Annotated in this window: 22 protein-coding genes and 1 pseudogene; 8 read left to right on the forward strand and 15 right to left on the reverse strand. The window is 63.1% G+C overall.

What is annotated here, in order from left to right; genetic code table 11:
* Positions 1-135: 135 nt before the first annotated feature.
* Both NKI01_RS27590 and rnhB read left to right on the forward strand, forming a co-directional pair.
* On the forward strand, positions 136-1,290 hold the full coding sequence (locus tag NKI01_RS27590) for a PA0069 family radical SAM protein (protein ID WP_023716857.1): 1,155 nt from the start codon (positions 136-138) through the stop codon (positions 1,288-1,290).
* 167 nt (positions 1,291-1,457) lie between these two features.
* Positions 1,458-2,153 (forward strand): ribonuclease HII, encoded by a 696-nt coding sequence (gene rnhB / locus NKI01_RS27595; RefSeq protein WP_352588973.1) that lies wholly within the window; start codon positions 1,458-1,460, stop codon positions 2,151-2,153.
* A gap of 252 nt (positions 2,154-2,405) precedes the next feature.
* Here rnhB and NKI01_RS27600 read toward each other — a convergent pair whose 3' ends face one another.
* From NKI01_RS27600 to NKI01_RS27630, 7 genes are all read right to left on the reverse strand, one after another.
* Positions 2,406-2,897, reverse strand: coding sequence for a F0F1 ATP synthase subunit B (locus tag NKI01_RS27600; RefSeq protein WP_023716855.1), 492 nt, complete (start codon positions 2,895-2,897; stop codon positions 2,406-2,408).
* Between the two features lie 10 nt (positions 2,898-2,907).
* Entirely contained in the window at positions 2,908-3,489 is a 582-nt protein-coding gene (locus tag NKI01_RS27605; protein WP_023716854.1) for a F0F1 ATP synthase subunit B, read from the reverse strand.
* Between the two features lie 81 nt (positions 3,490-3,570).
* Positions 3,571-3,795, reverse strand: coding sequence for a F0F1 ATP synthase subunit C (locus NKI01_RS27610; RefSeq protein WP_006206606.1), 225 nt, complete (start codon positions 3,793-3,795; stop codon positions 3,571-3,573).
* Between the two features lie 67 nt (positions 3,796-3,862).
* Positions 3,863-4,621 (reverse strand): F0F1 ATP synthase subunit A, encoded by a 759-nt coding sequence (locus NKI01_RS27615; RefSeq protein ID WP_023716853.1) that lies wholly within the window; start codon positions 4,619-4,621, stop codon positions 3,863-3,865.
* Between the two features lie 70 nt (positions 4,622-4,691).
* Positions 4,692-5,090, reverse strand: a complete 399-nt coding sequence (locus NKI01_RS27620; protein WP_023716852.1) for an AtpZ/AtpI family protein — start codon at positions 5,088-5,090, stop codon at positions 4,692-4,694.
* A 255-nt stretch (positions 5,091-5,345) separates the two neighbouring features.
* On the reverse strand, positions 5,346-6,530 hold the full coding sequence (locus NKI01_RS27625) for a cell wall hydrolase (RefSeq protein ID WP_352496679.1): 1,185 nt from the start codon (positions 6,528-6,530) through the stop codon (positions 5,346-5,348).
* Positions 6,531-6,637: 107 nt separating this feature from the next.
* On the reverse strand, positions 6,638-7,957 hold the full coding sequence (locus NKI01_RS27630; protein ID WP_352885500.1) for an MFS transporter: 1,320 nt from the start codon (positions 7,955-7,957) through the stop codon (positions 6,638-6,640).
* Between the two features lie 120 nt (positions 7,958-8,077).
* On the opposite strand from NKI01_RS27630, the gene NKI01_RS27635 reads away from it, so the two are divergent.
* Positions 8,078-8,995 (forward strand): LysR substrate-binding domain-containing protein, encoded by a 918-nt coding sequence (locus NKI01_RS27635; RefSeq protein ID WP_352965353.1) that lies wholly within the window; start codon positions 8,078-8,080, stop codon positions 8,993-8,995.
* Positions 8,996-9,009: 14 nt separating this feature from the next.
* On the opposite strand, the gene der is transcribed toward NKI01_RS27635, so the two are convergent.
* Together der and NKI01_RS27645 are read right to left on the reverse strand one after the other, a co-directional pair.
* Entirely contained in the window at positions 9,010-10,443 is a 1,434-nt protein-coding gene (gene der, locus NKI01_RS27640; RefSeq protein WP_352496677.1) for a ribosome biogenesis GTPase Der, read from the reverse strand.
* A gap of 6 nt (positions 10,444-10,449) precedes the next feature.
* Positions 10,450-11,115 (reverse strand): tetratricopeptide repeat protein, encoded by a 666-nt coding sequence (locus NKI01_RS27645; RefSeq protein WP_352484127.1) that lies wholly within the window; start codon positions 11,113-11,115, stop codon positions 10,450-10,452.
* 202 nt (positions 11,116-11,317) lie between these two features.
* On the opposite strand from NKI01_RS27645, the gene NKI01_RS27650 reads away from it, so the two are divergent.
* Positions 11,318-12,304, forward strand: a complete 987-nt coding sequence (locus NKI01_RS27650; protein WP_352496680.1) for a polysaccharide deacetylase family protein — start codon at positions 11,318-11,320, stop codon at positions 12,302-12,304.
* A gap of 28 nt (positions 12,305-12,332) precedes the next feature.
* On the opposite strand, the gene sbmA is transcribed toward NKI01_RS27650, so the two are convergent.
* The 3 genes from sbmA to NKI01_RS27665 all read right to left on the reverse strand — a co-directional run bounded on the left by sbmA (position 12,333) and on the right by NKI01_RS27665 (position 15,202).
* Positions 12,333-13,610 carry a peptide antibiotic transporter SbmA gene (gene sbmA / locus NKI01_RS27655; protein WP_352496676.1) on the reverse strand — a complete coding sequence of 426 codons (1,278 nt, stop codon included), beginning with the start codon at positions 13,608-13,610 and terminating at the stop codon, positions 12,333-12,335.
* A 115-nt stretch (positions 13,611-13,725) separates the two neighbouring features.
* A complete protein-coding gene (locus tag NKI01_RS27660; RefSeq protein ID WP_352496675.1) occupies positions 13,726-14,880 on the reverse strand; it encodes a YbfB/YjiJ family MFS transporter in 1,155 nt (384 codons plus the stop codon).
* Positions 14,881-14,992: 112 nt separating this feature from the next.
* On the reverse strand, positions 14,993-15,202 hold the full coding sequence (locus tag NKI01_RS27665) for a hypothetical protein (RefSeq protein ID WP_352496674.1): 210 nt from the start codon (positions 15,200-15,202) through the stop codon (positions 14,993-14,995).
* Positions 15,203-15,299: 97 nt separating this feature from the next.
* On the opposite strand from NKI01_RS27665, the gene NKI01_RS27670 reads away from it, so the two are divergent.
* Positions 15,300-16,214, forward strand: a complete 915-nt coding sequence (locus NKI01_RS27670) for a LysR substrate-binding domain-containing protein (protein ID WP_352496673.1) — start codon at positions 15,300-15,302, stop codon at positions 16,212-16,214.
* Here the strand turns inward: NKI01_RS27670 and NKI01_RS27675 are convergent.
* From NKI01_RS27675 to NKI01_RS27685, 3 genes and pseudogenes are all read right to left on the reverse strand, one after another.
* Positions 16,211-16,842, reverse strand: a pseudogene (locus tag NKI01_RS27675) (IS5 family transposase). The gene NKI01_RS27670 and the pseudogene NKI01_RS27675 sit on opposite strands and share 4 nt — an antisense overlap.
* Before the next feature lie 190 nt (positions 16,843-17,032).
* A complete protein-coding gene (locus NKI01_RS27680) occupies positions 17,033-17,875 on the reverse strand; it encodes an SDR family oxidoreductase (protein ID WP_352484074.1) in 843 nt (280 codons plus the stop codon).
* A gap of 101 nt (positions 17,876-17,976) precedes the next feature.
* A complete protein-coding gene (locus NKI01_RS27685) occupies positions 17,977-18,360 on the reverse strand; it encodes a DUF1330 domain-containing protein (RefSeq protein WP_352484075.1) in 384 nt (127 codons plus the stop codon).
* A gap of 152 nt (positions 18,361-18,512) precedes the next feature.
* Between NKI01_RS27685 and NKI01_RS27690 the strand changes: the two genes are divergently transcribed.
* The 3 genes from NKI01_RS27690 (at position 18,513) to NKI01_RS27700 (ending at position 21,285) form a co-directional block, all read left to right on the forward strand.
* Complete coding sequence (locus NKI01_RS27690; protein ID WP_352484076.1) at positions 18,513-19,403, forward strand: LysR family transcriptional regulator; 891 nt, start codon at positions 18,513-18,515, stop codon at positions 19,401-19,403.
* A gap of 211 nt (positions 19,404-19,614) precedes the next feature.
* Positions 19,615-20,871: an aminopeptidase gene (locus tag NKI01_RS27695; RefSeq protein WP_352484077.1), complete on the forward strand. Its 1,257-nt coding sequence runs from the start codon at positions 19,615-19,617 to the stop codon at positions 20,869-20,871.
* Positions 20,872-20,928: 57 nt separating this feature from the next.
* Complete coding sequence (locus tag NKI01_RS27700; RefSeq protein WP_023716841.1) at positions 20,929-21,285, forward strand: DUF488 domain-containing protein; 357 nt, start codon at positions 20,929-20,931, stop codon at positions 21,283-21,285.
* The last annotated feature ends 222 nt before the right edge of the window (positions 21,286-21,507 follow it).

The raw sequence follows: 21,507 nt of genomic DNA on the forward strand, positions 1-21,507 counted from the left end.
GAAAGCGGTGGGCAGCGCCAGTTTTTGCGGCGCGCCATCAGAAAGTTCTTGCTTTGTTCCACTCAATGCGATAGGAATACATTCATGAGCAGAGCGATTCGACAGCGGGCGGACAGTCCCTGGGAAAGGGCCAAAATGGAACAGATCGTGCGTGCCGACATTGCAGCCTTCGGCGCTGGCAGGGCCGAGATGGCGAATGCGATGATCGAGCAGAGCGGCATGCGCGTCCGTCCGGACCGCAATCGCGGCAGGTCGGCGGGCATCAATCCGTCCGGCCGTTTCGAGCCGGTCAGCCGGCATGTGTTCGACGACGGCTGGAACTCGCTGGAGGAGCTGCCACCGTTCAAGACCGAGGTACAGGTCGAGAAGCCGCGCACCATCATCACCCGCAACGAATCGCCCGACATCTCCTTCGACCGCTCGATCAATCCCTATCGCGGCTGCGAACATGGCTGCGTCTATTGCTTCGCGCGGCCGACGCACAGCTTCATGGGCCTGTCGCCGGGGCTGGATTTCGAATCGAAGCTGTTTGCTAAGCCGGATGCGGCGCGGCTGCTCGACAAGGAATTGTCCAGGGATAATTACCAGCCGCGCACCATCGCCATCGGCACCAACACCGATCCCTACCAGCCGATCGAGAAGCAATACCGGATCATGCGCGAGATCCTCGAAGTGCTGGAGGCGCGTGGGCATCCGGTCGGCATCGTCACCAAGTCAGCGCTGGTGACACGCGACATCGACATTCTGTCACGCATGGCCGAACGCGGGCTGGCCAAGGTGGCACTGTCGGTGACGACATTGGACAGGATGCTGGCCAGAACGATGGAGCCGCGCGCGTCGACGCCGACCAAGCGGCTGGAGGCGATCAGGCAGCTTTCGGACGCCGGCATTCCGGCCTCGGTGATGGTCGCACCGATCATCCCCGGACTGACCGACCCGGAAATGGAGCGCATCCTCGATTCGGCGCAGGCAGCGGGCGCGCGTGAAGCGGGCTATGTGCTGCTGCGCCTGCCGCTGGAGGTCGCGCCGATCTTCAAGGACTGGCTGCTGCGCCACTATCCCGACCGCTATCGCCACGTCATGTCGCTGATCCGTTCGATGCGCGACGGCAAGGACTACGATTCGGAATGGGGCAAGCGCATGAAAGGCTCCGGCCCTTATGCCTGGCAGATCGGCCGCCGTTTCGAGATCGCCGCCAAACGGCTCGGCCTCAATGCCGAGCGGCGCTCGCTGAGGACCGACCGGTTCGTCCCCGCCGCCAAGGCAACCGAGCAGCTGATGCTGCTGTGACAAAGCGTCTCGTGCCAGCCGCTTGAAGCGGCCGGCAACAGGCGAAAAATCCCGTCCGGCCTGTCCTGTCCCCGGGCTTGCAGACGGTAGCCCCCTCCTGGTCCGGTGCCCCGCCCGACCCGGAGGGACTTGCGGAGAATCGGAGCCGATGCGAACCTCGCCGCACCATGGCTCGCCCGCGTTCCGATTCTCCGCTTCTCTTCGAAATCGTCGAGAAACCCGACTTCTCGTTCGAGACGAAGGCGATGGCCGAAGGCCTGTGGCCGGTGGCGGGGATGGACGAGGCCGGCCGCGGCCCGCTCGCCGGGCCGGTGGTGGCTGCAGCGGTGGTGCTCGATCCCGCCAACATCCCCGACGGCCTCGATGATTCCAAGCGGCTGACGCATTTGCAGCGTGAGGCGCTGTTCCTGAAAATCCTCGGCTCCGCACTTGCCGTATCGATGGCCTCGGTCAGCGCCGAAGGCATCGATGCCTCCAACATCCTCAAGGCCAGCCTGGAGGCGATGCGCCGTGCCGTAGCAGGCCTGTCAATCCGGCCGAAGCTGGCGCTGGCCGACGGCCGCGACGTGCCGCCCGGCCTGCCCTGCGAGGGCCGAGCGCTGATCAAGGGCGACCAGCGCTCGCAGTCGATCGCCGCAGCCTCGATCGTCGCCAAGGTGATGCGCGACCGCATGATGTGCGGCTGCGGCAGCCATCATGCGCATTACGGCTTCGAGTTGCATATGGGCTACGCCACAGTGCGCCATCGCACGGCGATCGATCTGCACGGGCCAGTGGCACGGCTGCACCGCGCCTCCTTCGCGCCGTTCCGGTTCGGCGGCACCGAGGTGCTGGAGGAAGAGGGCCTTTCGGGCCTGGATTGAGCGAAAGCGGCTAGGCGTAATCTCCCCCCTCGAGGGGGAGATGGCCGGCAGGCCAGAGGGGGTCGCCTCGCGTGAAGCGCCAACCTTCTCTTTCGTCCCACATGGCGTCGCGCCAGGACGTACTGACCCCCCTCTGTCGCCTTCGGCGACATCTCCCCCTCGAGGGGGGAGATTTGCGCTCAGCCGCTTTCGCTAACAAAAAAGCCGCCAGGTTTCCCAGGCGGCCTTGGATGAATTTCTCGACGACGTCGCTTAATTCAGCTTCGACTTCAAATCCTGCAGCGAGGCGTTGAAAAGGTCGGCGCCGGCCTTGGCGTCGATCTTGCCGGCCAGCAGCGCGCGCGCGGCTTCGACCGCGATGTCGACGGCGCTGGCGCGCACTTCGCCGATCGCCTCGCGCTCGGCCTGGCCGATCTTCTGCTCTGCCAAGGCGGTACGCCGGGCGACATAATCCTCGGTCTTCTTGTGCGCCTCGGCGGCGAGCATGTCGGCTTCGCGCTTGGCGGCGGCGACGATGGCCGCGGCCTCCTGCTCGGCTTCCTTGCGCTTGCGCTGATATTGGCCGAGCAACTGCTGGGCCTCTTCGCGCAACCGGCGCGCTTCCTCGAGTTCGCTGCTGATCTTGTCGGCACGGGCATCGAGCGCCTTGGCGATCATGCCCGGCACCTTGATGTAGATGGCAATGCCGAGGAAGATTATGAGGGCAACGGTTGCCCAAAGCGTCGCGAGAGATGTGGCGTCCATGATGCGCTCCTCACCCGGCCACGGATTTGACCGCGGCCGCGATCTCGGCCTTGCTGGCCTTGCCGCCGACCAGCGCCTCGACGATGGCCGAAGCGGTGTCCTCGGCGATCGTGCCGACTTCCTTCATGGCATTGGCCTTGATGGAAGATATGCGCGCCTCGGCCTCGCCAAGCTTCTGGTCAAGCGCTGCCTCGATCGTCTTGCGGGCAGCCTCGGCTTCCGCCTTGGCCGCATCGTTGGCCTGCTGGCCGATCGCATTGGCCTTGCCCTTGGCTTCCGCCAATTCCTGCTCATAGGCGGCAACGGCGGCATCGGCCTCGCCTTTCAGCCGGGCAGCATGATCGAGATCCTGCGTGATGCGGTCGTTGCGCACGTCGATGATGCCGCCGACGCGCGGCATCACTACCCGCTTCAAGAAGAGGTAGAACAGCCCGAAAGTGATTGCCAGCCACAGCAGCTGTGACGGGTACGTCGCCGGATTGAATGGCGGGAACGTGCCGTGCGCCTCGGCAGGCACGCCGGTGGCGGCGTGCGTTTCGCCTTCCGTTGCGGCGGGCGCGGACTCTTGCGCAAAGGCAGATGTCACGAACATGGACTATCCCCGAAATTCAGACCCGCCGCAGGATCGCGGCCGGCCTGTTCAATTCTTCCCAATGTTCAGCCGAACAAGTATTCAGCCGAACAGGGCGAGAAGCGCGATGAGAAGCGAGAAAATACCCAGCGCTTCGGTCACGGCGAAGCCGAAAATCAGGCGGCCGAACTGGCCGTCGGCGGCCGACGGGTTGCGCAGCGCGCCCGCCAGATAGCTGCCGAATATGTTGCCGAGGCCAATGCCCGCGCCGCCCATGCCGAGGCATGCGATGCCGGCGCCGATGTACTTTGCTGCTTCTGCGTCCATTTGTTCAACTCCTTTGGATCTAAAATTCCGTTGCAAATTCGATCCGGCGGCAATGCCGGAAACCTTGTTAGTGCCCGGGATGCAGGGCGTCGTTGAGATACATGCAAGTCAGCACGGCAAAGACGTAGGCCTGCAGGAACGCGACCAGCAGCTCCAGCGCCGTCAGCGCCACGGCCATCGCCAGCGGCAGAACCGAGCCCGCCACGCCGACCGCGCCGAGCGCGCTCAGGCTGACGACAAAGCCCGAGAACACTTTCAGCGTGATGTGACCGGCAAGCATGTTGGCGAACAGACGAACCGAGAGGCTGACCGGACGCGAGACGAAGGAAATCACCTCGATCAGCACCACCAGCGGCAGCAGGTAGACCGGCACGCCATGCGGGACGAACAGCTTCAGGAAGCCAAAGCCGTGCTTGGTGAAGCCGTAGACGACGACCGTTCCGATCACCAGCGCAGCGAGGCCGAAGGTGACGATGATGTGGCTGGTGATGGTGAAGAAATATGGGAACAGGCCAAGCAGGTTGGCGACAAGCACGAACATGAACAGCGAGAACACGAAGGGGAAGAACTTCATGCCTTGCGTGCCCGCGGCGTCCCTCAGCATATTGCCGACAAATTCATAGGCCATTTCCGAGACCGACTGAAGGCGGCCGGGAACGAGGCTGCGGCTCGACGTGCTGAGGTAGAGAAACGCCGATGCAACAGCAACCGTCGCAAGCATAAACAGAGCCGAATTGGTGAAAGACAGGTCGTAGCCGCCGATGTGAATCGGAATGATCGGCTGAATCTGGAACTGGTGGATCGGATCGACCTTGTCAGCAGCCACTTTAAATCCCCATCGAAGCCGCAGACGGCTTGAGTATCCTGTTCAATGCGCCGGCATGCGGCGCCTCAATTCATTCTTTCGGATCGCGCGGTTTGTCGCCCGTTCCGAATTCCGACACAAGCCCGGCTGAACGCAGGACATTGAGCACGCCGGCGCCAAAACCCAGCAACAGCCCGACTATCAGACCCCATGGCGATGTCCCCGCCACGCGATCGATAAACCAGCCGAGAGCCGCGCCGACCACTATCCCGGCGATGAACTCGCTGGACAGCTTGAGCGCCTGGCCGTACCCGGCCACACTGCCCGCTTTCGCGTCGTCTTTCCCCTCGAGCCGGTCCGGCCGCCTTGTCGCAAGCGATGCTTCAAGGTCGCGCCGACGGCGCTCAAGATCGTCGTCGCGGATGTCGGCTTCATGCTGCTTGCCGCGGCCGGTTTTTCCGGTTCCGTCCGGCCCATTCTTGTCGGCCACGCAACCCCCCTGCCCGGTCAGACCGTCACCGTCCGTCCGCTTCTTAAAGTCGCCGGCAACATAGTTAGAGGGTCCGCGCCCGTCAAGCCACGAGCGGACGTTCAAGCTCAAGTATTTTTTCGTTATAAATCAGCTACTTGCTTGGGTGCGACATCGTGCCCGACGCGGTCTCTGGCGGGCTGCGGCCGAATCCCCACCACGACGGGTCTTCGATCGGCCGCTCTCCCGCGAAAGATGCAAGGGCTGCCCGAGCACTCAGCTCCAGCCGCCGCCATAGGTGCGGTAGAAGATATGCAGGCCGATCCTGGTCGTTTTCTTCATCGTCCTCGCCCAGCCCGGATGGACGTAGTTGGCGTAATAATGGGTCGACGAGCCGACTTCCGGAATGAATATCTTGCCGGCTGTGACGGCCATGGCGACATCCTGGGCGGTCTTGTAGGCGGCGGGATTGTCGATGCGCTTCTTCCTGCCGTCGCAGGCGAAGGAAAACTGGCAGCGGTTGAACCAGTTGTCGTTCTGGTAGACGACGCCGCAGATCGAGTTCGGATAGGCCGGGTTGCGGACGCGGTTGAGGATGACCTGGGCGACGGCGGCCTGGCCGCGCACGGATTCGCCGCGCGCCTCGAAATAGATGCCGTTGGCGAGACAGGCCTGCTCCGGTTTGGAAAAGACGCTCGCCGGCAGCGGCGTCTGCATCCAAGAATGATCGCCCTTGCTCAGCGGTGGAATGAAGCGGCCATCGTTCGGGTCCTCGTCCTGCAGCAAGGCCTCGAAAGGCGATGCCTTGGCATAGTCGGGAGCCGACGAGGCATAGGCGGTCGCCAGCACGTCGGGATGATCGTTGTTGACCAGCGCGGCAAGCATCGCCGGCACGCCGGGATCCGGCTTCTTGTCGACGCGCGTGTGGAAGGCGGCGGCGATCTGGATTTCCTTGCCTTTGATCTCGGGCTTGGCGAAAGCCATCCTCAGGCCGCTGTCCATGCTTGGGCGGAGCAGTGAGGAGGTGCGCTCGAAGATCGAGCCGGCGTTGAAGTTCTTCGGCGGCGAGACGGGCGAGACCTGGATGATGCGGCCCTTCTTGTCGGCACGCGTGATACGGTTCTCGTCCGGCGTCGTGCCGGCGATGCCGCCCTTGCCGCGAAACGAGACGGAGCCGATGCCGGGCAGTTGGACGCCGGAGCCGGAGAGCGAGCCGGTGCTGCTGGAATCGAGGAAGGGCATTTCGGCGGCGTGAACGGAGCCGGCGACGGACTTCTCGACATAGGCGTTCCAGCGGACGCTCGGCGCCTCAAGGCCGGAGACCAGGCTTGTCATGTCCTGATAGGCAGCGACCGTCGGAAAGCCGATCCAGATGCCAAGGCCAATAATAAACGGAGACAGGAAGGAACGTTTTTTGTCACCGGCGGCGGCGACAAGCCGCGTCAAAACACGTCGATGCACGGAACTCTCCAGAAACGCAACGGACCCCACTGGAGAGCTACAATGATGCATTAACCTTGATGGGGCGTTAACAGCTTAGAACGTTGTTTTCCCATCTCATGTCGAAGTCAGGCGCTTTTGCGGCCATCGCTTGACGGAAGAAAGATCGGCCAGGCGATCAGTGCGCAAATAGCCGCACCCAGCCAGACGCCTGCCCACGAGCAGAGCACGAGAAGTCCGGGAATGGCGATCGGCACCAGGAAGAAGGCAATGAAGACCAGACTGTTGGCAAGGCCGAGCGCGGTTCCGGCCTGGCTCGCGCCGGCCAGCGTCGCAAGCTCGGTGTAGGCGACGCCATGCCAGGAGGAGACGCAAATGCCGGCCACGACCAGCATCGCGACGATCGCCGGCGACAGCATCGGCACCTGGCCTGACAAGAATTGGGCGGCCAACAAGACGAGTGCCGCAAGCACGGTGAAGGCGATCAGGCTCAACAGGCTGCACAGACGCAGAAACGACCGGCGGTTGCCGTGACGGTCGGTGTAGCGGCCGCTCCAGACGCGCATGACCATGGCGCCGACCTGCACGGCAGCGAGGCTGGCGCTGATCACGGCTGTTCCCATGCCGGCGAAATCATGCAGGAAGACGGAAGCAAAGGTGAGCACCGCCACCTGCGGAAAGCACAGCAGGCCGATGGCTGTTGCGATGCGCCAGACGGCCGGGTTGCGCAGCGGCGGCGGGCCGGCCGGCCTTGCCGTGCTGCTCGAATTGGCATCGTCATGCACCGGTGGCTGATGCAGCCAGCGCCAGGCGAGAGAGGTCGAGACGGCGGACGCAGCCGCCAGAAGTCCGAAGACCGCCGTGAAGCCATGGGCCGAAGCGAGCGACGGCAGCACGAGCGCGCCAAGCCCGCCGCCAAGCGGCACCGCCGTCTGCCTGATGCTCATGGCAAAGCCGCGCTCGCCTTCGCCGAACCAGGCCATGATGGCGCGGCCACTGGAGCCGTTGACGCTGCCGCCGAGCAATCCGGTGACCAGCAGGGCAGCGGCGAGAAGCGCGATGCCAGGAATGTGGGCCGGTGACGGCACGATCAGCGCGGCCATGACAAGCAGCCAAACCGCGGTTGCGCCGAGCCCGGTCAGCAGCACGCGGCGGTCGCCCCAGCGATCGGTCAGCAGTCCCCACGGCAATTCGCTCAGCGCTACGCCCAGGCCGAGAAGACCAAGCGCCATGCCGAGTTCGCCATTGGAGAGATGATAGCCCGAGCGCAGGAACACCGCCGTCGCCGGAATGCCGGAGAAGGTCGCGGAAAAGCAGGCATTGGCGGCGACGCCGATGCCCAGCACCTTCCAGCGATGATTGGCTCGAAGTGCCGCCGCTTCCGACGGGGCGGCAACGGCGCCTGGGCGAAGCGGTTTGCAATCTGGTCCTGTGGCGACAGCAGACATGGTTCAGCTCCTGCATGGGCTGGTTGCGTTCGGTCTTGACGCGCTGTCTCTATCGCCATAGCTTCGTCCTGAATATCAGGAAGTTTTTGACGTAATGTCCCAAATATCAGGATTATTGCCATGCGACGCGTGACATTCGATCTCGACGTCCTGCGCAGCTTCGTCACCGGTATGGAGTTGGGCAGCTTCGCCAAGGCCGCCGACCGGCTCGGCCGCTCGACCTCGTCAATCAGCGCACAATTGAAGAAACTGGAGGAGCAGGCGGCGACGCCGATCTTCCGCAAGTCGGGGCGCAGCCTGGCGCTGACCGAGGCAGGCGAGACCATGCTGGGCTATGCGCGCAGGCTGATCGAGCTCAACGACGAGGCCGCGTCCGCCATCCACGACGTCGAGCTGGAGGGCTGGGTGCGGCTTGGATTGCAGGAGGATTTCGGCGAGGCGGTCCTGCCGGAGGTGCTCGGGCGCTTCGCCCGCGCCCATCCCAAGGTCAAGATCGAAGCCAGGATCGCACGCAGCCACGAGCTTGCCGAACGGATCATTTCGGGCAGCCTCGATATCGCGCTTACCTGGCACAATGGCGCGACGCTGCCCTACAGCCGGCATGTCGCCGACGTCCAGATGCGCTGGATCGGCCCGGCAAAACAGATCGAGACCAGCCTGCGCGATGGCGAGCCTTTGCCGCTGGTGGCGCTCGAAGCGCCGTGCCTGCTCCGCAGCGTGGCGACCGAAACCCTGGACCGCGCTGGTCTGGCATGGCGGATGGCCTTCTCCAGCCCGAGCCTTGGCGGTATCTGGGCAGCCGTCGCCGCCGGGCTCGGACTGACGATCCGCACCGATATCGGCCTGCCGGCCACCGTCAGGGCGATGACGCCGGGGATCGCCGGGCTGCCCGCTTTGCCCAAGATGGCGCTGTTCCTGCATCGCAAGGAGGCCGAGCCCGACCCGGTGGCGGCGCGGCTTGGCGACATCCTGCTGCAGGCGGCGCTGGAAGCGTTGCCGCAGACGCAAACAGCGCCTGTCCTGCGCAACGTGGCGTAGAGGAGAAGTGGCGCTCAGCGGCGCTTCTTTGCCTTGCTGGCGAATGGGTTGTCCGAGGTGCGCAAGGCGATGCGGATCGGCACGCCGGGCATGTCGAAAGCCTCGCGCAGGCTGTTCGAGAGATAGCGGACATAGGATTGCGGCATCGCGTCGGGCCGTGAGCAGGAGACGACGAAGCCCGGCGGCCGCGTCTTGGCCTGCGTGACATATTTGATCTTCAGCCGGCGTCCGGCGACGGCGGGCGGCGGGTGATGCGCCAGGATGCCTTCCAGCCAGCGGTTGAGCTTGCCGGTCGACACGCGGCTGTTCCAAACGCGATGCGTCCTGATGACAGCATCCATCAGCTTGTCGAGGCCACGCCCGGTCTCGGCCGAGACCGGCACCGCCTGCATGCCGCGCGCCTGCGGCAACAGCCGCTCGGTTTTTTCGCGCAGCTCGGCCAGCAACTCCTGGGGATGGTCGATAAGGTCCCATTTGTTGAAGGCGATCACCGGGGCACGGCCCTCGCGGATGATCAGGTCGGCGATCTGCAGATCCTGCTTCTCGAAGGGAATAGTCGCGTCGAGCACGATGATGACGATCTCGGCAAAGCGGATGGCGCGCAAGCCGTCCTGCACCGACATCACTTCGAGCTTTTCGTGGATCCTGGCCTTGCGGCGCATGCCGGCGGTGTCGAACAGTTTTAAGCGGCGGCCATGCCAGTCCCAGTCGACCGAGATGGAATCGCGGGTGATGCCGGCCTCGGGGCCGGTCAACAGCCGTTCCTCGCCGATCAGCGCGTTGATCAGCGTCGACTTGCCGGCGTTGGGACGGCCGACGACGGCGATGCGCATCGGCTTGGTGTCGTCATAGCTCGGCTCTGCGTCCGGGTCGGTGATGTCTTCGCCGATCAGCACCTCGCTGGCGGCGACCTCCTCCTCACCGGCCTCTTCGTCCTCACCGAAGGCGCGCGCCTCGCCCAGTGCCGCGATCACCGCATCGCGCAGATCGGGCAGGCCCTGGCCGTGTTCGGCCGAGACCGGGATCGGCTCGCCAAGGCCGAGCTCCCAGGCCTCCAGCATGCCGCCCTGGGCGCCGCGCGCCTCGGCCTTGTTGGCGACGACGACAACCGGCTTGCCGGATTTGCGCACGATCTCGGCGAAGGTCTTGTCGTCGGGCATCAGCCCGGACTTGGCATCGATCGTGAAAAAGATCAGGTCGGCCTCGCGGATGGCGATCTCGGTCTGCGCGCGCATGCGGCCGGGCAGCGTCGAGGCGGCCGCATCCTCGAAGCCGGCGGTATCGATGACGTCGAAATGCAGATCGTAGAGTTTTGCGGCATGGACGCGTCGATCGCGGGTGACGCCCGGCGTATCGTCGACAAGCGCCAGCTTCCTTCCCACCAGCCGGTTGAAAAGGGTCGATTTGCCGACGTTAGGCCGGCCGATGATGGCGACTTTGAAAGTCATCCGTTGTTACGATACACCGCCCGAGCCGCGGATCAGCTCCGACATCAACGTCGCCCGCTCGCGCGTGTTGCGCGGGGCGCCGTCATCGGCGGCGATCTGGTCGAACAGCTTCAATGCATCCGCCGCCTTGCCTTCCTTCCAGGCGGCAAGGCCAAGTGCTTCGCGCGCCGTATGGCGCAGCGTGTTGGTGTCGGCGGTAAGCGCCTCGACGCGGCTGGAGACATCGGCGAAAGAGCCATGGTCGACCAGAAGCAGCGCTGCCCTGAGGCGCGCCATGTCGCGAATGCCGGAGGGAATCTTGGTGTCGGCGGCGACCTCGTCGAAATCCTTGACGGCGGCATCGACGTCGCCCTTGTCCGCCTTGACGGTTGCCGCACGCATGCGGGCGAGCAGCGGATAGGCGCCGTAGCCGTCCTTCTCCAGCCCCTCCAGCGCGGCAAGCGCCTCGTCGTTCTTGCCGTCATTGGCGAGCTTGAGCGCCTGCGAAAAAGCATCGCCCGAGCGGTTGGCGCGGGTCTCGTCCCAATAGCGGTAGCCGACGACGGCAGCAGTGCCGAGCACCACCAGCACGGCCAGCACGAGCAAGGCGGGACCGAAACGGTCCCACAGCGCATGCGCCTGATCGCGACGAATCTCTTCGTTGACTTCGCGGATAAAACTGTCGTCCGACATGATCAAAACCATTCATGCCCCGGGCGGGGCGGTTGATGAGCCCGCGTTTTAGCGAAATTTTGCCGGCATGGAAGGGGTTCGGCAGGAAAATCGCCTATTCACGAGGCAGTCGCCGCCAACGGCGGCCGACAGGTCGATCGTACCCGTGCCATATTTCACCGGTAGGCGTCGCTTCTACATTCCTTGACCCGGTCAGATGCCTTTGCCCCGTTTGTCCCGCGTTGTTGCGTTTTCCGCATTTGCTGCCAGCGCGGCTTTTGCCGACCCGCCGGCGCCGCCGGCAAAACCGAAGCAGATCGTCATCATCTCATTCGACAGCGCCCGCGACATTTCGCAGTGGCAGCGCAGCCGGGCGCTGGCCGCGCGCACGGGTGCGCATTTCACCTATTTTGTCTCCTGCGTGTTCCTGCTGTCGCCCGAGACACGCAAGGAATACACCGCACCCGGCAAGACAGAAGGCAAATCGAATATCGGCTTTGCCGCCTCCAAACAGGAAGTTGCCGAGCGGCTCGAGCAGATCAACCTTGCGGCCTCGGAAGGCCACGACATCGGCAGCCATGGCTGCGGCCATTTCGACGGCAAGGACTGGAGCAAGGCCGACTGGCTGAGCGAATTTGGCGCCTTCAGGCATGTTCTCGAAAACGCCTATTCGATCAACGGCATTGCTGCTGAACCGAAGGGCTGGCGCGATTTCGCCCGCAAATCGGTGGTCGGGTTTCGCGCGCCTTATCTGTCGGCAAACAAGGCGCTTTACGAGGCGCTGCCCGCGGCCGGTTTCCTGCTCGACGCAAGCGGCGTTTCGCGCGGGCCGGTCGAGCCGCCGACCGTCAACGGCATCACGCGCTTTTCGCTGCCGCAGATCCCGGAAGGGCCGAGCTCAAGGCGGGTGATCGCCATGGACTACAATCTCTATGTCAGACATTCCGGCGGCTTCGAGCGGCCGAGCATGGCAGAAGAGTTCGCTGACCGGACCTATCACGCGTTCCGCGCCGCCTTCGATGCGCAATACCAGGGCAAGCGCATTCCGCTTGAGCTCGGCTTCCATTTCACGCTGATGAATGACGGCGCCTACTGGAACGCGCTGGAAGGCTTTGCCGGCGAGGTCTGCGTCAAAGCGGACGTCGAGTGCATCAGCTTTCGCGATTATGTTTCGCGGCGAGGCGAAAGGCAGGCGGCGGTGGGCGGCTGAGCCGCAAGTGATCGCCGCCCGATACTTTTTAGCTTACCGGCTGATCCTCAGGGCGCAAGCCGGCTTGCTCACGTTCGAGATAACGCTGGTCGATTTCGGGCAGTGGCTCGCCCTCGAGCGTCGCCTCGAAGGCGCGCAGGCGCTTGTAGATCGAGATCAGTTCCACGACCGTCGGCCAGGCATTGACCAGATACTGAAATGAAGATCGGACCTGCTCAAAGGAGTTGAGAATCTGGTTCAGAGCGCCGAGCTTGATCTTTCCCGCGACCATCGTAGGAACAAGAACAATATATGGAAATATATTGTCGATCTGTAGATAGAATATTCTAGCGACGTTAAAATATAAGTAGTGGAAATATTTACGAAAATAGATGCTTCTTACGCTTCTAAAAAGGTCAGCGACAGTTGGCGGTTGGGCGCGATCTGCATCGTCCTCACCATAGACCAATTCTTTGCGGTAGGCTGCCTCGACACGTTGGGTGCGGAATTCGAGACCCGGCAGTTTGATTCCTACCGCAGCTAAGAAAGTAGTTCCGAAGGCCGACCAAAGGATTGCTACAACGACCAGGGAGTAAGGCACCGTGCCGACAATCGGCAGTTCCGTGACGTTTTCAGAGAGATGCAGCAGCACGGGAAGGAACGCTATCAGTGTCATGATGGACCCGACTAAGCTTACGCCCAGATCCTCCATCGTGCTGGAGAAGCGCATCGTGTCTTCTTGAACACGCTGGGACGCACCTTCGATGCGCCTCAATCTTTCCCAGTTGGTCATGTAGTATTCGTTCATTGCGGTGCGCCAACGAAATATCCAATGACTTACAAAAAACCGGTTGAGGGCGCCAACGGTCACAGCCAGAAGCGCAATCCACATGATTGTCAGCAGTTGGATATAGAAGTCCCACGGCGTCGTAGAGTACGGTGTGCCTAAAGCCTTCTGAATAAGATCGTAGAAAGGGCCATACCAGTCATTGAAGGCGACATTTACCTGCACCTGGTAATAGATCACAAAGAGAATCAGTGAGGTGCCAAGGATCGACCAATTCCGCCATGGATGAGGTCGGTACCAGGCCCAAAAGCCGTAGAAGATGAGGACGACAGCCGCAAAATATATATAGAACCAGAGAAATGGCTTCGACCAAAAGAGCGACACGCCAATGATCTTGTCGACGCCGGCGGCCATCGGGGGCAGTCCAAACACTGCTCCAAGTTGCTCTCCTCCAAAAAACCAAAACAGAACGGCCGCGAGGCTCCAGACGGCGACCGAACTGAAGAACAGCTTCGGCTGCGGAAAAAACGATACGAACACTGTGGCGAAATCCTCGGTCGATGCGCAAATCAGCGGGGTTCAGCGGGCATAAAGTCACACATTAGTGGGAAAGAAAATGCCCGTGCCCGATGCCCGCAACCGAGCAAGACCATAATCATGGCGATTTTGGCGCAGCCGACCAGGCGATCGTACCGGAAGCGAGCAGGACGGCGGCGGCCACGATCGAGGCAAGGAAAAAGTTACCGGAGGCCTGCGCAAGCAGCCCGGCGACGATCGGGCCGATGATCTGGCCAAGGCCGAAGGCGGCCGTCATTACCGCCAGCATCCGGCGTGGTGCTTGCGGAGCAAGCTGCCTGCCGGCCTGCAGGCCAAGCGCGGTGATGGCGATGAAGGTGCCGCCGACAAGAAGGCCGCCGAGCAGCGGCCCGGTGCGCCCGCCCATGGCGACGCTGGCGCTGACGCCGACCACCTCGACCAGGCACCCCAGCGCGTATGTGGCATAGAGCCCGATCCTGGCCGTAAGCTTCTGCCACAGCCAGACCGAGGGGAAACCGGCAAGGCCGGTGACCATCCAGACCACCGCCTCGAAGACGCGGCCGCCGCCGCCCTGGCGGACGATGGCGACCAGGAACGTTGCCGTGACGATGTAGCCGAAGCCGAACAGGCCGTAGGCGACGATGATCTTCACCAGCGACCGGTCTTTCGGCAGTGCCGGCTCGCTCCCGGTGGTGCTGTTCGCGGCCGAGGTGCCGCCGGCCAGCAAGGCGACGGCGGCAAAGCCGCAGGCTGAAATCACCGCCGACCACAGCCAGCCCGCAGCCCAGCCGGCATGTTCGGTGACGAGGACTGCCAACAGCGCCGAAGACGCCGCGATGCCGAGGCCGACTCCGCCGAAATACAGCGCCTGCAGGTCGTTTCGCCCGGCTGCGGCGAGATGACCAAAAACGATGCTGGTCATGAAGACCAATACGAAGGCGCTGGCGAGGCCGGCAAGAAAGCGGATGAGGAGAAAGACGGGCATCGTGCCGGTCAGGCCCATCAGGCCGGCGAGGATCGCAGTGGCGGCGAGGCCGGCCAGCATCAGCTGGCGCTCGCGGCCTTGCGCCCAGCCGCCGGTGGCGGCAAGCGCGCCGACGAGGTAGCCGAGATAATTGGCCGATGCGATCCAGCCGGCATCGGCCGGCGACAGGCCGAGCTCTTCCATCATTCCGGGCAGGATCGGCGTATAGACGAAGCGGCCGATGCCCATGGCGACGGCCAGGGCGATCATGCCGGCGATTGCCAGACGCAAGGGCGAAGCGATGTTCATCGCGGTGCACCATAGGTGCGCCTGCCAGTGAGACAATCCGCCTTTTATTGGGCCAGAAGTGTTCGCGGCCGCGTCGGCGGCTGGCTCGCCTGAAGTGCCAGCAAGTCCTTGTTTAGCCGCAGCAGGTCCTTGGCGGGGCCGTCTCAAAGTGAGTACGACCCGCAGTCAGCCTGAACGGCATGTCGGCGAGTTCGCGCTCCGACATGGTGTCGAGCACCGGATGCGACAGCGGATCGGTCACCCAGTTGGTGGCCTCGCTGTCATGCCGGTGTGGCTGCATTCCGATTGGGGAAAAGGCGCCGAGCCATGATAAAATCTTCATCGGATTTGCCTCCTCACTCTGAGTAACCCACCTAAAATCCGGCATTCGGCAGCGTCTGGCAATTGAGATTTAAGCCGTACGAGTTTAGAAAAACTGTATGGCTATGCTGAACCGTGTCCATCTCAACGGCTTGCGCGCCGTCGAAGCCGTCGCCCGCCTGGGCTCGCTCGCGGCGGCGGCCGGCGAGCTCAACGTCTCGGTCAGCGCCGTCAGCCAGCAGATCAACCGGACCGAAAAGCAGCTCGGCCGGGCGCTGTTCGAACGAACGCCAGCTGGCCTGGTGGCGACGGAATTCGGCACCGTCTTTACCGCGCGGCTCAGCGCAGGCTTCCGCGAGCTCGCACAGGCGGTAGCGCTTGCCGATGAAAGCTCGGAGTGCACGCTGGTGGTTTCGGTGGCGCCGGCTTTCGCCTCGAAATGGCTGCTGCCGCGGCTGTCGCGGCATTTCGCCCGCCATCCGAACGTGCTCCTGCGCATCGATGCCTCGGTGCGGCTTGCCGATCTCGATCGCTCGGACATCGACGTCGCCATCCGGCTCGGCGACGGCAAATGGCCGGGCGGGCGGGCAGAATTGCTGCTGGCGCAGGAGGTGTTTCCGGTCTGTGCACCGGTGATCGCCAGCAAGCTGAAATCGATCGAGGACCTTGCTTTGACCTGTGCGATCACCGACGAAAGATCGATGATCAGCTGGGGGAGCTGGTTCGAAGCGGCGGGGGTGGAGCCGGTCACCTTCATGAAGGGCGCGCGCTTCACCGATCCGATGCTGTGCCTGGAATCGGCGATTGCCGGTCACGGCGTCATGCTCGGCTGGCAGTTGCTGGCCGCCGACGCACTGGCCGACGGCCGGCTCGTCGCGCCGTTCGGCGTACGCGCGCAGAGCGGCCTCGGCTATTGGCTGGTGACTTCGGCCAGCAAGGGCGAAAGCCGCAAGGTCAGGGATTTCAAGACCTGGATGCGCGAAGAGATCGAGGCGACGATGGCGCAGTTCAGATCGCTCGAGAGGGCCAGCTAGGACGTAGACTCATTACCGCGTAGCCAGATGCGGATTGCGACGAGTTTGAGCGCGGTAAGATAGTTCTCAGCCAGCTTGTCGTAGCGGGTTGCGATGCGGCGGAATTGCTTCGCTTTGTTGAAGAAGCGCTCAACTAAGTTGCGGGCCTTATACAAGAAGGGGCTGAAGCAGATCGGGTCCTTGCGGTTGGCCTTGGGCGGGATGTTGGCCCATGCTTTTCGCTCGCTGACCGCATTGCGCAAGGCGTCGGCATCATAGCCCTTGTCGGCGAGTAGCATGGCACCCTCCGGCAAATCCGTGATCAGGTCCGCGGCCGAGGTAATGTCACTCATCTGACCTGCCGTGAGCATCAGTTTGATCGGCATGCCTTTGGCGTCGACAAGAGCATGGATTTTGGTTGTCAGCCCGCCTCGGGAACGACCGAGACAATGATCTCGATCCCCCTTTTTTGCCGTCGCGCCCTGCTGATGGACGCGAACAATAGAGGTGTCGATCATCTGCACCTTGCCGTCATGGACTTTGGTGATAGCACGCGCCGATCATCGACACGCGGCACACCTCGTGGCCTTTTGGGCAAAAGTGGCTTGATCACGTGCCATTCGAAGTCGGTCAGGTCATATCGGCTCATGCAGAGTCTGGAATCAGATTCCTCTGCAATAGGAAAGCCGCCAGTCGACAATCGACCTCTTAGCGGACGTATTTGATCAATTCACAGGTGGTCTTGGGAGTGCCGCAGCCACGAAGTCTTGACCTCGGAATTGCAGTGCCAATGGTGTTCAGTCACCAGCACGGCAAGTCCGGACGTTCCGCAGGGGTCGTTAGTTGCGGCCGTTGTCGTCGATGGCGAGGGAACTCGACAGCTCGCGATAGGTATCGATCTGCTGCTGCAGAATGGCAATCTTCTGCTCTGCCGTGGCAATGGCATCGGCACCGGCAAGGAAACGGTGGGGCAGCACGTCCCCAGCCGCGAGCGTGATCAGGGCGCGCGCAAGCTTGGCGGGGTCACCTCCTTGCTTGCCGTTTTGAGAACGCCAGAAAGCGATCTGCGCCGTCCGCCGCTCATGGTAGTCCTCGACGGAAGGCGCGGCATAGTTGGTCGACTCTTCCGTGAGAAGCTCGGTGCGGAAGAAGCCGGGGTTCACGATCATCGTCTCGATGCCGAACGGCACGACTTCGGTCTGCAGCGCCTCCATCCAGCCGTCGAGGCCGAACTTCGAGGCTGAATAGGCCGTGCAGAACTCGAAGCCCATCAGCCCGGCCGTCGAGGAGATCGAGATGACCCTGCCGGACCGCTGCTTGCGCATCGCTGGCAGAAAGGCCCGCGTCACGTTCATGGGACCGACGAGGCTGGTGCTGAGCTGCAGTTGCATCTGTTCGACGGTCAGCTCTTCGAAGTACCCGGCAAAGAAGCTCGCCGCATTGTTGACCAGCACGTCGATGCGGCCAAACCAGTCAAGCGTTGCCTGGGCAGCGGCTTCGGCGTCGGCCGCGCTCGTCACGTCCAGCTTGACGATAAGGAGGTTCTCGGCCTTTCCCACGGCCCTTGCGACCTTTTCCGTGTTGCGGCCGGTTGCCACCACCTTGTGGCCCGCCGCCAACGCGGCCTTGGCGATATCCAGACCGAGGCCCCGGCCTGCGCCAGTGATAAACCAAACACTCATATTGGGCTCCTGTTCTCTAGGCCGCAGCTCGGCCTCGAATTTGGACGGGATGGCCTGCAGGGTCTGATCCCCATGCTGGTATCATCCGCCAGCGGACTGCGTCACTGCGGAAGGCCGGCGCCTTCGGTTATGATGCGAAATCCTTCGGTCGACTTGGTAAAAAACTGCCGGGCCGCCGTGTATCCCGGCGAGTTGTAGTAGCGCTTGGCGTCAGCAAGGCTCGGGAACTCGGCGATGGCGATCACCGATCTCGAGCTTCCTTCGATGGCAGTGACATTAGGATTGTAGACGATCACGCGGCCGCCATACTGGGTGACGAGCGGCGAGGCGGCTTCGATGTACTGCTGAAACACCGCCTGATCCTTGATGTCATAGCTGCCGATCATGTAGGCGCGGGGGACGGCGCCCGTCGCTTCCTGAGCAAAGGCGGCCGGGCTCACGATCATGGTGAGAGCGGTGAGCGCGCCCACGATTACCTTCTTCATTTTGTTCTCCTTCAGTGGGCCAGTTGGACGGTAGGCATTGCGCGGAGAGTTGCTCCGGTTGACCGTCTGGCCTTGATGTCAGGAAGTTAGCTCCTTTAGCGGCATGCAATTAGATGGTATAATTTGCATGAGCTTAGAAGGGGGATTGATGAATGCGTCGCGACAGCCTGGATGACTTCCTGACCTTCATCGCCGTCGCCCGCGAGCGCAGCTTCACCAAGGCGGCCGCCATGCTCGGCGTGTCGCAGTCGGCTCTGAGCTATTCGATCCGGACGATGGAAGAGCGCCTCGGCGTTAGGCTGCTGACCCGCACGACCCGCAGCGTCTCGCTAACCGAAGCGGGGGATCGCCTGTTTCGAAGCATCGCTCCCAAGTTAGATGAGATCGCAAGCGAGATTGCCGCCCTCAGCGCCCTGCGCGACAAGCCGGCCGGCACAGTCCGGATCACCACGGTGGAGCATGCCGGCGAGACCATCATCTGGCCCGCCATGGTCGGGCTCATGCGCGACTATCCCGACATCAGGGTCGAGATTATCCACGACTACGGCTTGGCAGACATTGCGGCCGATCGCTTCGATGCGGGTGTACGGCTTGGCGAACAGGTGGACAAGGACATGATCTCGGCGCGCGTTGGGCCAGACTTCCGCATGGCGGTTGTGGTAGCGCCTTCATACTTCGCAAGCCGCTCCCGTCCGGTCACGCCTGAAGACCTTGCCGATCATGCGTGCATACCCCTGCGACTGCCCACAGGCGGCTGTGCACCGTGGGAGTTTCGCAAGGAGGGGCGGGAGTTGAAGGTGCGCGTTCAAGGACACGCCGCGTTCAACACCCTCGCGATGATCTGTCAGGCCAGCCTTGAAGGATTCGGGCTCGCCTATCTGCCCGAGGATCTGGTGACCTACCCACTCGAACAGGGTCGCCTGGTGCGTGTTCTTGAGGACTGGTGCCCCCTTCGGCCGGGATATCACCTGTATTATCCAAGCCGGCGCCAACACTCGCCGGCTTTCGCACTCGTGCTGGAAACGCTGCGCTACCGCGACTGAGTGCGGTTGAAATAAGGGTCGTCAGACCTCGACGACCATGGCACCTATCCAAGCCGCCCAGTACAGGAAGTCCGGAGCGTCCGTTTCCCACCGATCCCAGTCTTCCCCAATTTATGAGTTCACGGCCTAGGGCTGCCGGCGTCATCAGAGTGGAAAGGTCGGTAGCGCCGGTCTATGTAAGACACAGTCCCCAATCACGGCAGGCAGGATCATGACCACACATTCGCGCGGCGTTTCCGCAAGCATCGACCCGGTGAAGCTCGACAGGCTGGCGGAGGTCGCCGTCAAGGTCGGGCTGCAATTGCAGCCGGGGCAGGATCTGGTGCTGACCTCGTCTATCGCCGCGCTGCCTCTGACGCGGCGGATCGTCGAGCACGCCTACAAGGCAGGTGCGGGCCTGGTGACGCCGATCTTCAACGATGACGAGATCACGCTGGCGCGCTTCCGCTACGGCGCCGACGCCGGCTTCGACCGCGCCGCCGGCTGGCTCTTTGAAGGCATGGCAAAAGCCTTCGCCAATAATGCGGCGAGGCTTGCCGTGCGCGGCGAGGATCCGTCGCTGCTTTCTTCTCAGGACCCGGCAAAGGTGGCGCGTGCCAACAAGGCGAATTCGATGGCTTACCAGCCGGCGCTGGAGAAGATCACCGGCTTCGATATCAACTGGAACATCGTCGCCTATCCCGATCAGGCCTGGGCCAAGCAGGTTTTCCCGGACGACGCCGAAGACGTCGCCGTGGCCAAGCTAGCCGACGCCATCTTTGCGGCCTCGCGGGTGGACGTCGAAGACCCGATCGGCAACTGGACGGCGCACAATGCGGCGTTGAAGAGCCGCACCGAATGGCTGAACGGCCACAATTTCCACGCACTGCATTTCACCGGCCCCGGCACCGACCTGACCGTCGGACTGGCCGAAGGCCACGAGTGGATGGGTGGTGCCTCGACCGCCAAGAACGGCATCACCTGCAACCCCAACATCCCGACCGAAGAGGTTTTCACCACGCCGCATGCAAGGCGCGTCGAGGGTCATGTCACCAGCACCAAGCCGCTGTCCTACCAGGGCACGCTGATCGACGGCATTGCGGTGCGTTTCGAGGCGGGGCGCATTGTCGAGGCCAAGGCCACGAAGGGCGAGGATGTGCTGCAAAAGGTGCTGGACACCGACGAAGGCTCGCGCCGTCTCGGCGAGGTGGCGCTGGTGCCGCATTCCTCGCCGATCGCCAAGAGCGGGCTGCTGTTTTTCAACACGCTGTTCGACGAGAACGCCGCCTGCCACATTGCGCTCGGCCAGTGCTACTCGAAGTGCTTCGTCGACGGCGCCTCGCTCAGCCAGGACGAGATCGCGGCGCGCGGCGGCAACAAGAGTTTCATCCACATCGACTGGATGATCGGCTCCGACAAGATCGACATAGACGGCATCCACAAGGACGGCAGCCGCGTGCCGGTGATGCGCAAGGGCGAGTGGGTTTAGGCCCGGGATCGCTAAGCGAAGGCCAGCAAGCATCGGCGCCTGCTGGCCCATGCGGAGTTGGCAATGGAGCTCGCGGTCAAGCGCATCTATGAGCCGCCGGCGCCCGATGACGGGCAGCGGGTGCTCGTCGATCGCATATGGCCGCGCGGCATCGCCAAGCAGGACGCGGCGCTGACGGCCTGGCTAAAGGACATCGCGCCAAGCGACGCGTTGCGCAAATGGTTCGGCCATGAGCCGGCGCGCTGGGCGGAGTTCCAGCGGCGATACCGCGATGAGCTCGAACGGAACGGCGAGGCGGTGGCGGAACTGCGCGCCTTGCTCCGTGAAGGCAAGGTGACGCTGCTCTACGGCGCCCATGACGAGGCGCACAACAATGCGGTGGCACTGGCTAGCTATTTGCGTGAGAACAATTAGTCACGCCGGCGGGACAGCACCCCTCTCTGTCCTGCCGGACATCTCCCCCTCGTGGGCCCCCAAGGGGGGGAGATTGGCAGCTTCGCCGAAAGCGCCCTTCTTTGGAGACTAGCGAACGCCGAAGTGACATCCAATCACCCCACTCTCATGATTGCTGACAATGGCCTTTGACATAAGCTGCAGCCCGCCGATCCGATCGGCGGTCGAGGCACTTGTACGGCG

The organism is Mesorhizobium sp. M0815, from assembly GCF_040319995.1.
Taxonomy (GTDB): Bacteria; Pseudomonadota; Alphaproteobacteria; order Rhizobiales; family Rhizobiaceae; genus Mesorhizobium.

Coding starts and splice junctions, on each gene's coding strand:
- NKI01_RS27590 (WP_023716857.1), top strand. CDS start 136: ATGGAACAGATCGTGCGTGCCGACATTGCAGCCTTCGGCGCTGGCAGG.
- rnhB (WP_352588973.1), top strand. CDS start 1,458: ATGGCTCGCCCGCGTTCCGATTCTCCGCTTCTCTTCGAAATCGTCGAG.
- NKI01_RS27600 (WP_023716855.1), bottom strand. CDS start 2,897: ATGGACGCCACATCTCTCGCGACGCTTTGGGCAACCGTTGCCCTCATA.
- NKI01_RS27605 (WP_023716854.1), bottom strand. CDS start 3,489: ATGTTCGTGACATCTGCCTTTGCGCAAGAGTCCGCGCCCGCCGCAACG.
- NKI01_RS27610 (WP_006206606.1), bottom strand. CDS start 3,795: ATGGACGCAGAAGCAGCAAAGTACATCGGCGCCGGCATCGCATGCCTC.
- NKI01_RS27630 (WP_352885500.1), bottom strand. CDS start 7,957: ATGTCTGCTGTCGCCACAGGACCAGATTGCAAACCGCTTCGCCCAGGC.
- NKI01_RS27635 (WP_352965353.1), top strand. CDS start 8,078: ATGCGACGCGTGACATTCGATCTCGACGTCCTGCGCAGCTTCGTCACC.
- der (WP_352496677.1), bottom strand. CDS start 10,443: ATGACTTTCAAAGTCGCCATCATCGGCCGGCCTAACGTCGGCAAATCG.
- NKI01_RS27645 (WP_352484127.1), bottom strand. CDS start 11,115: ATGTCGGACGACAGTTTTATCCGCGAAGTCAACGAAGAGATTCGTCGC.
- NKI01_RS27660 (WP_352496675.1), bottom strand. CDS start 14,880: ATGAACATCGCTTCGCCCTTGCGTCTGGCAATCGCCGGCATGATCGCC.
- NKI01_RS27665 (WP_352496674.1), bottom strand. CDS start 15,202: ATGAAGATTTTATCATGGCTCGGCGCCTTTTCCCCAATCGGAATGCAG.
- NKI01_RS27670 (WP_352496673.1), top strand. CDS start 15,300: ATGGCTATGCTGAACCGTGTCCATCTCAACGGCTTGCGCGCCGTCGAA.
- NKI01_RS27680 (WP_352484074.1), bottom strand. CDS start 17,875: ATGAGTGTTTGGTTTATCACTGGCGCAGGCCGGGGCCTCGGTCTGGAT.
- NKI01_RS27685 (WP_352484075.1), bottom strand. CDS start 18,360: ATGAAGAAGGTAATCGTGGGCGCGCTCACCGCTCTCACCATGATCGTG.
- NKI01_RS27690 (WP_352484076.1), top strand. CDS start 18,513: ATGCGTCGCGACAGCCTGGATGACTTCCTGACCTTCATCGCCGTCGCC.
- NKI01_RS27695 (WP_352484077.1), top strand. CDS start 19,615: ATGACCACACATTCGCGCGGCGTTTCCGCAAGCATCGACCCGGTGAAG.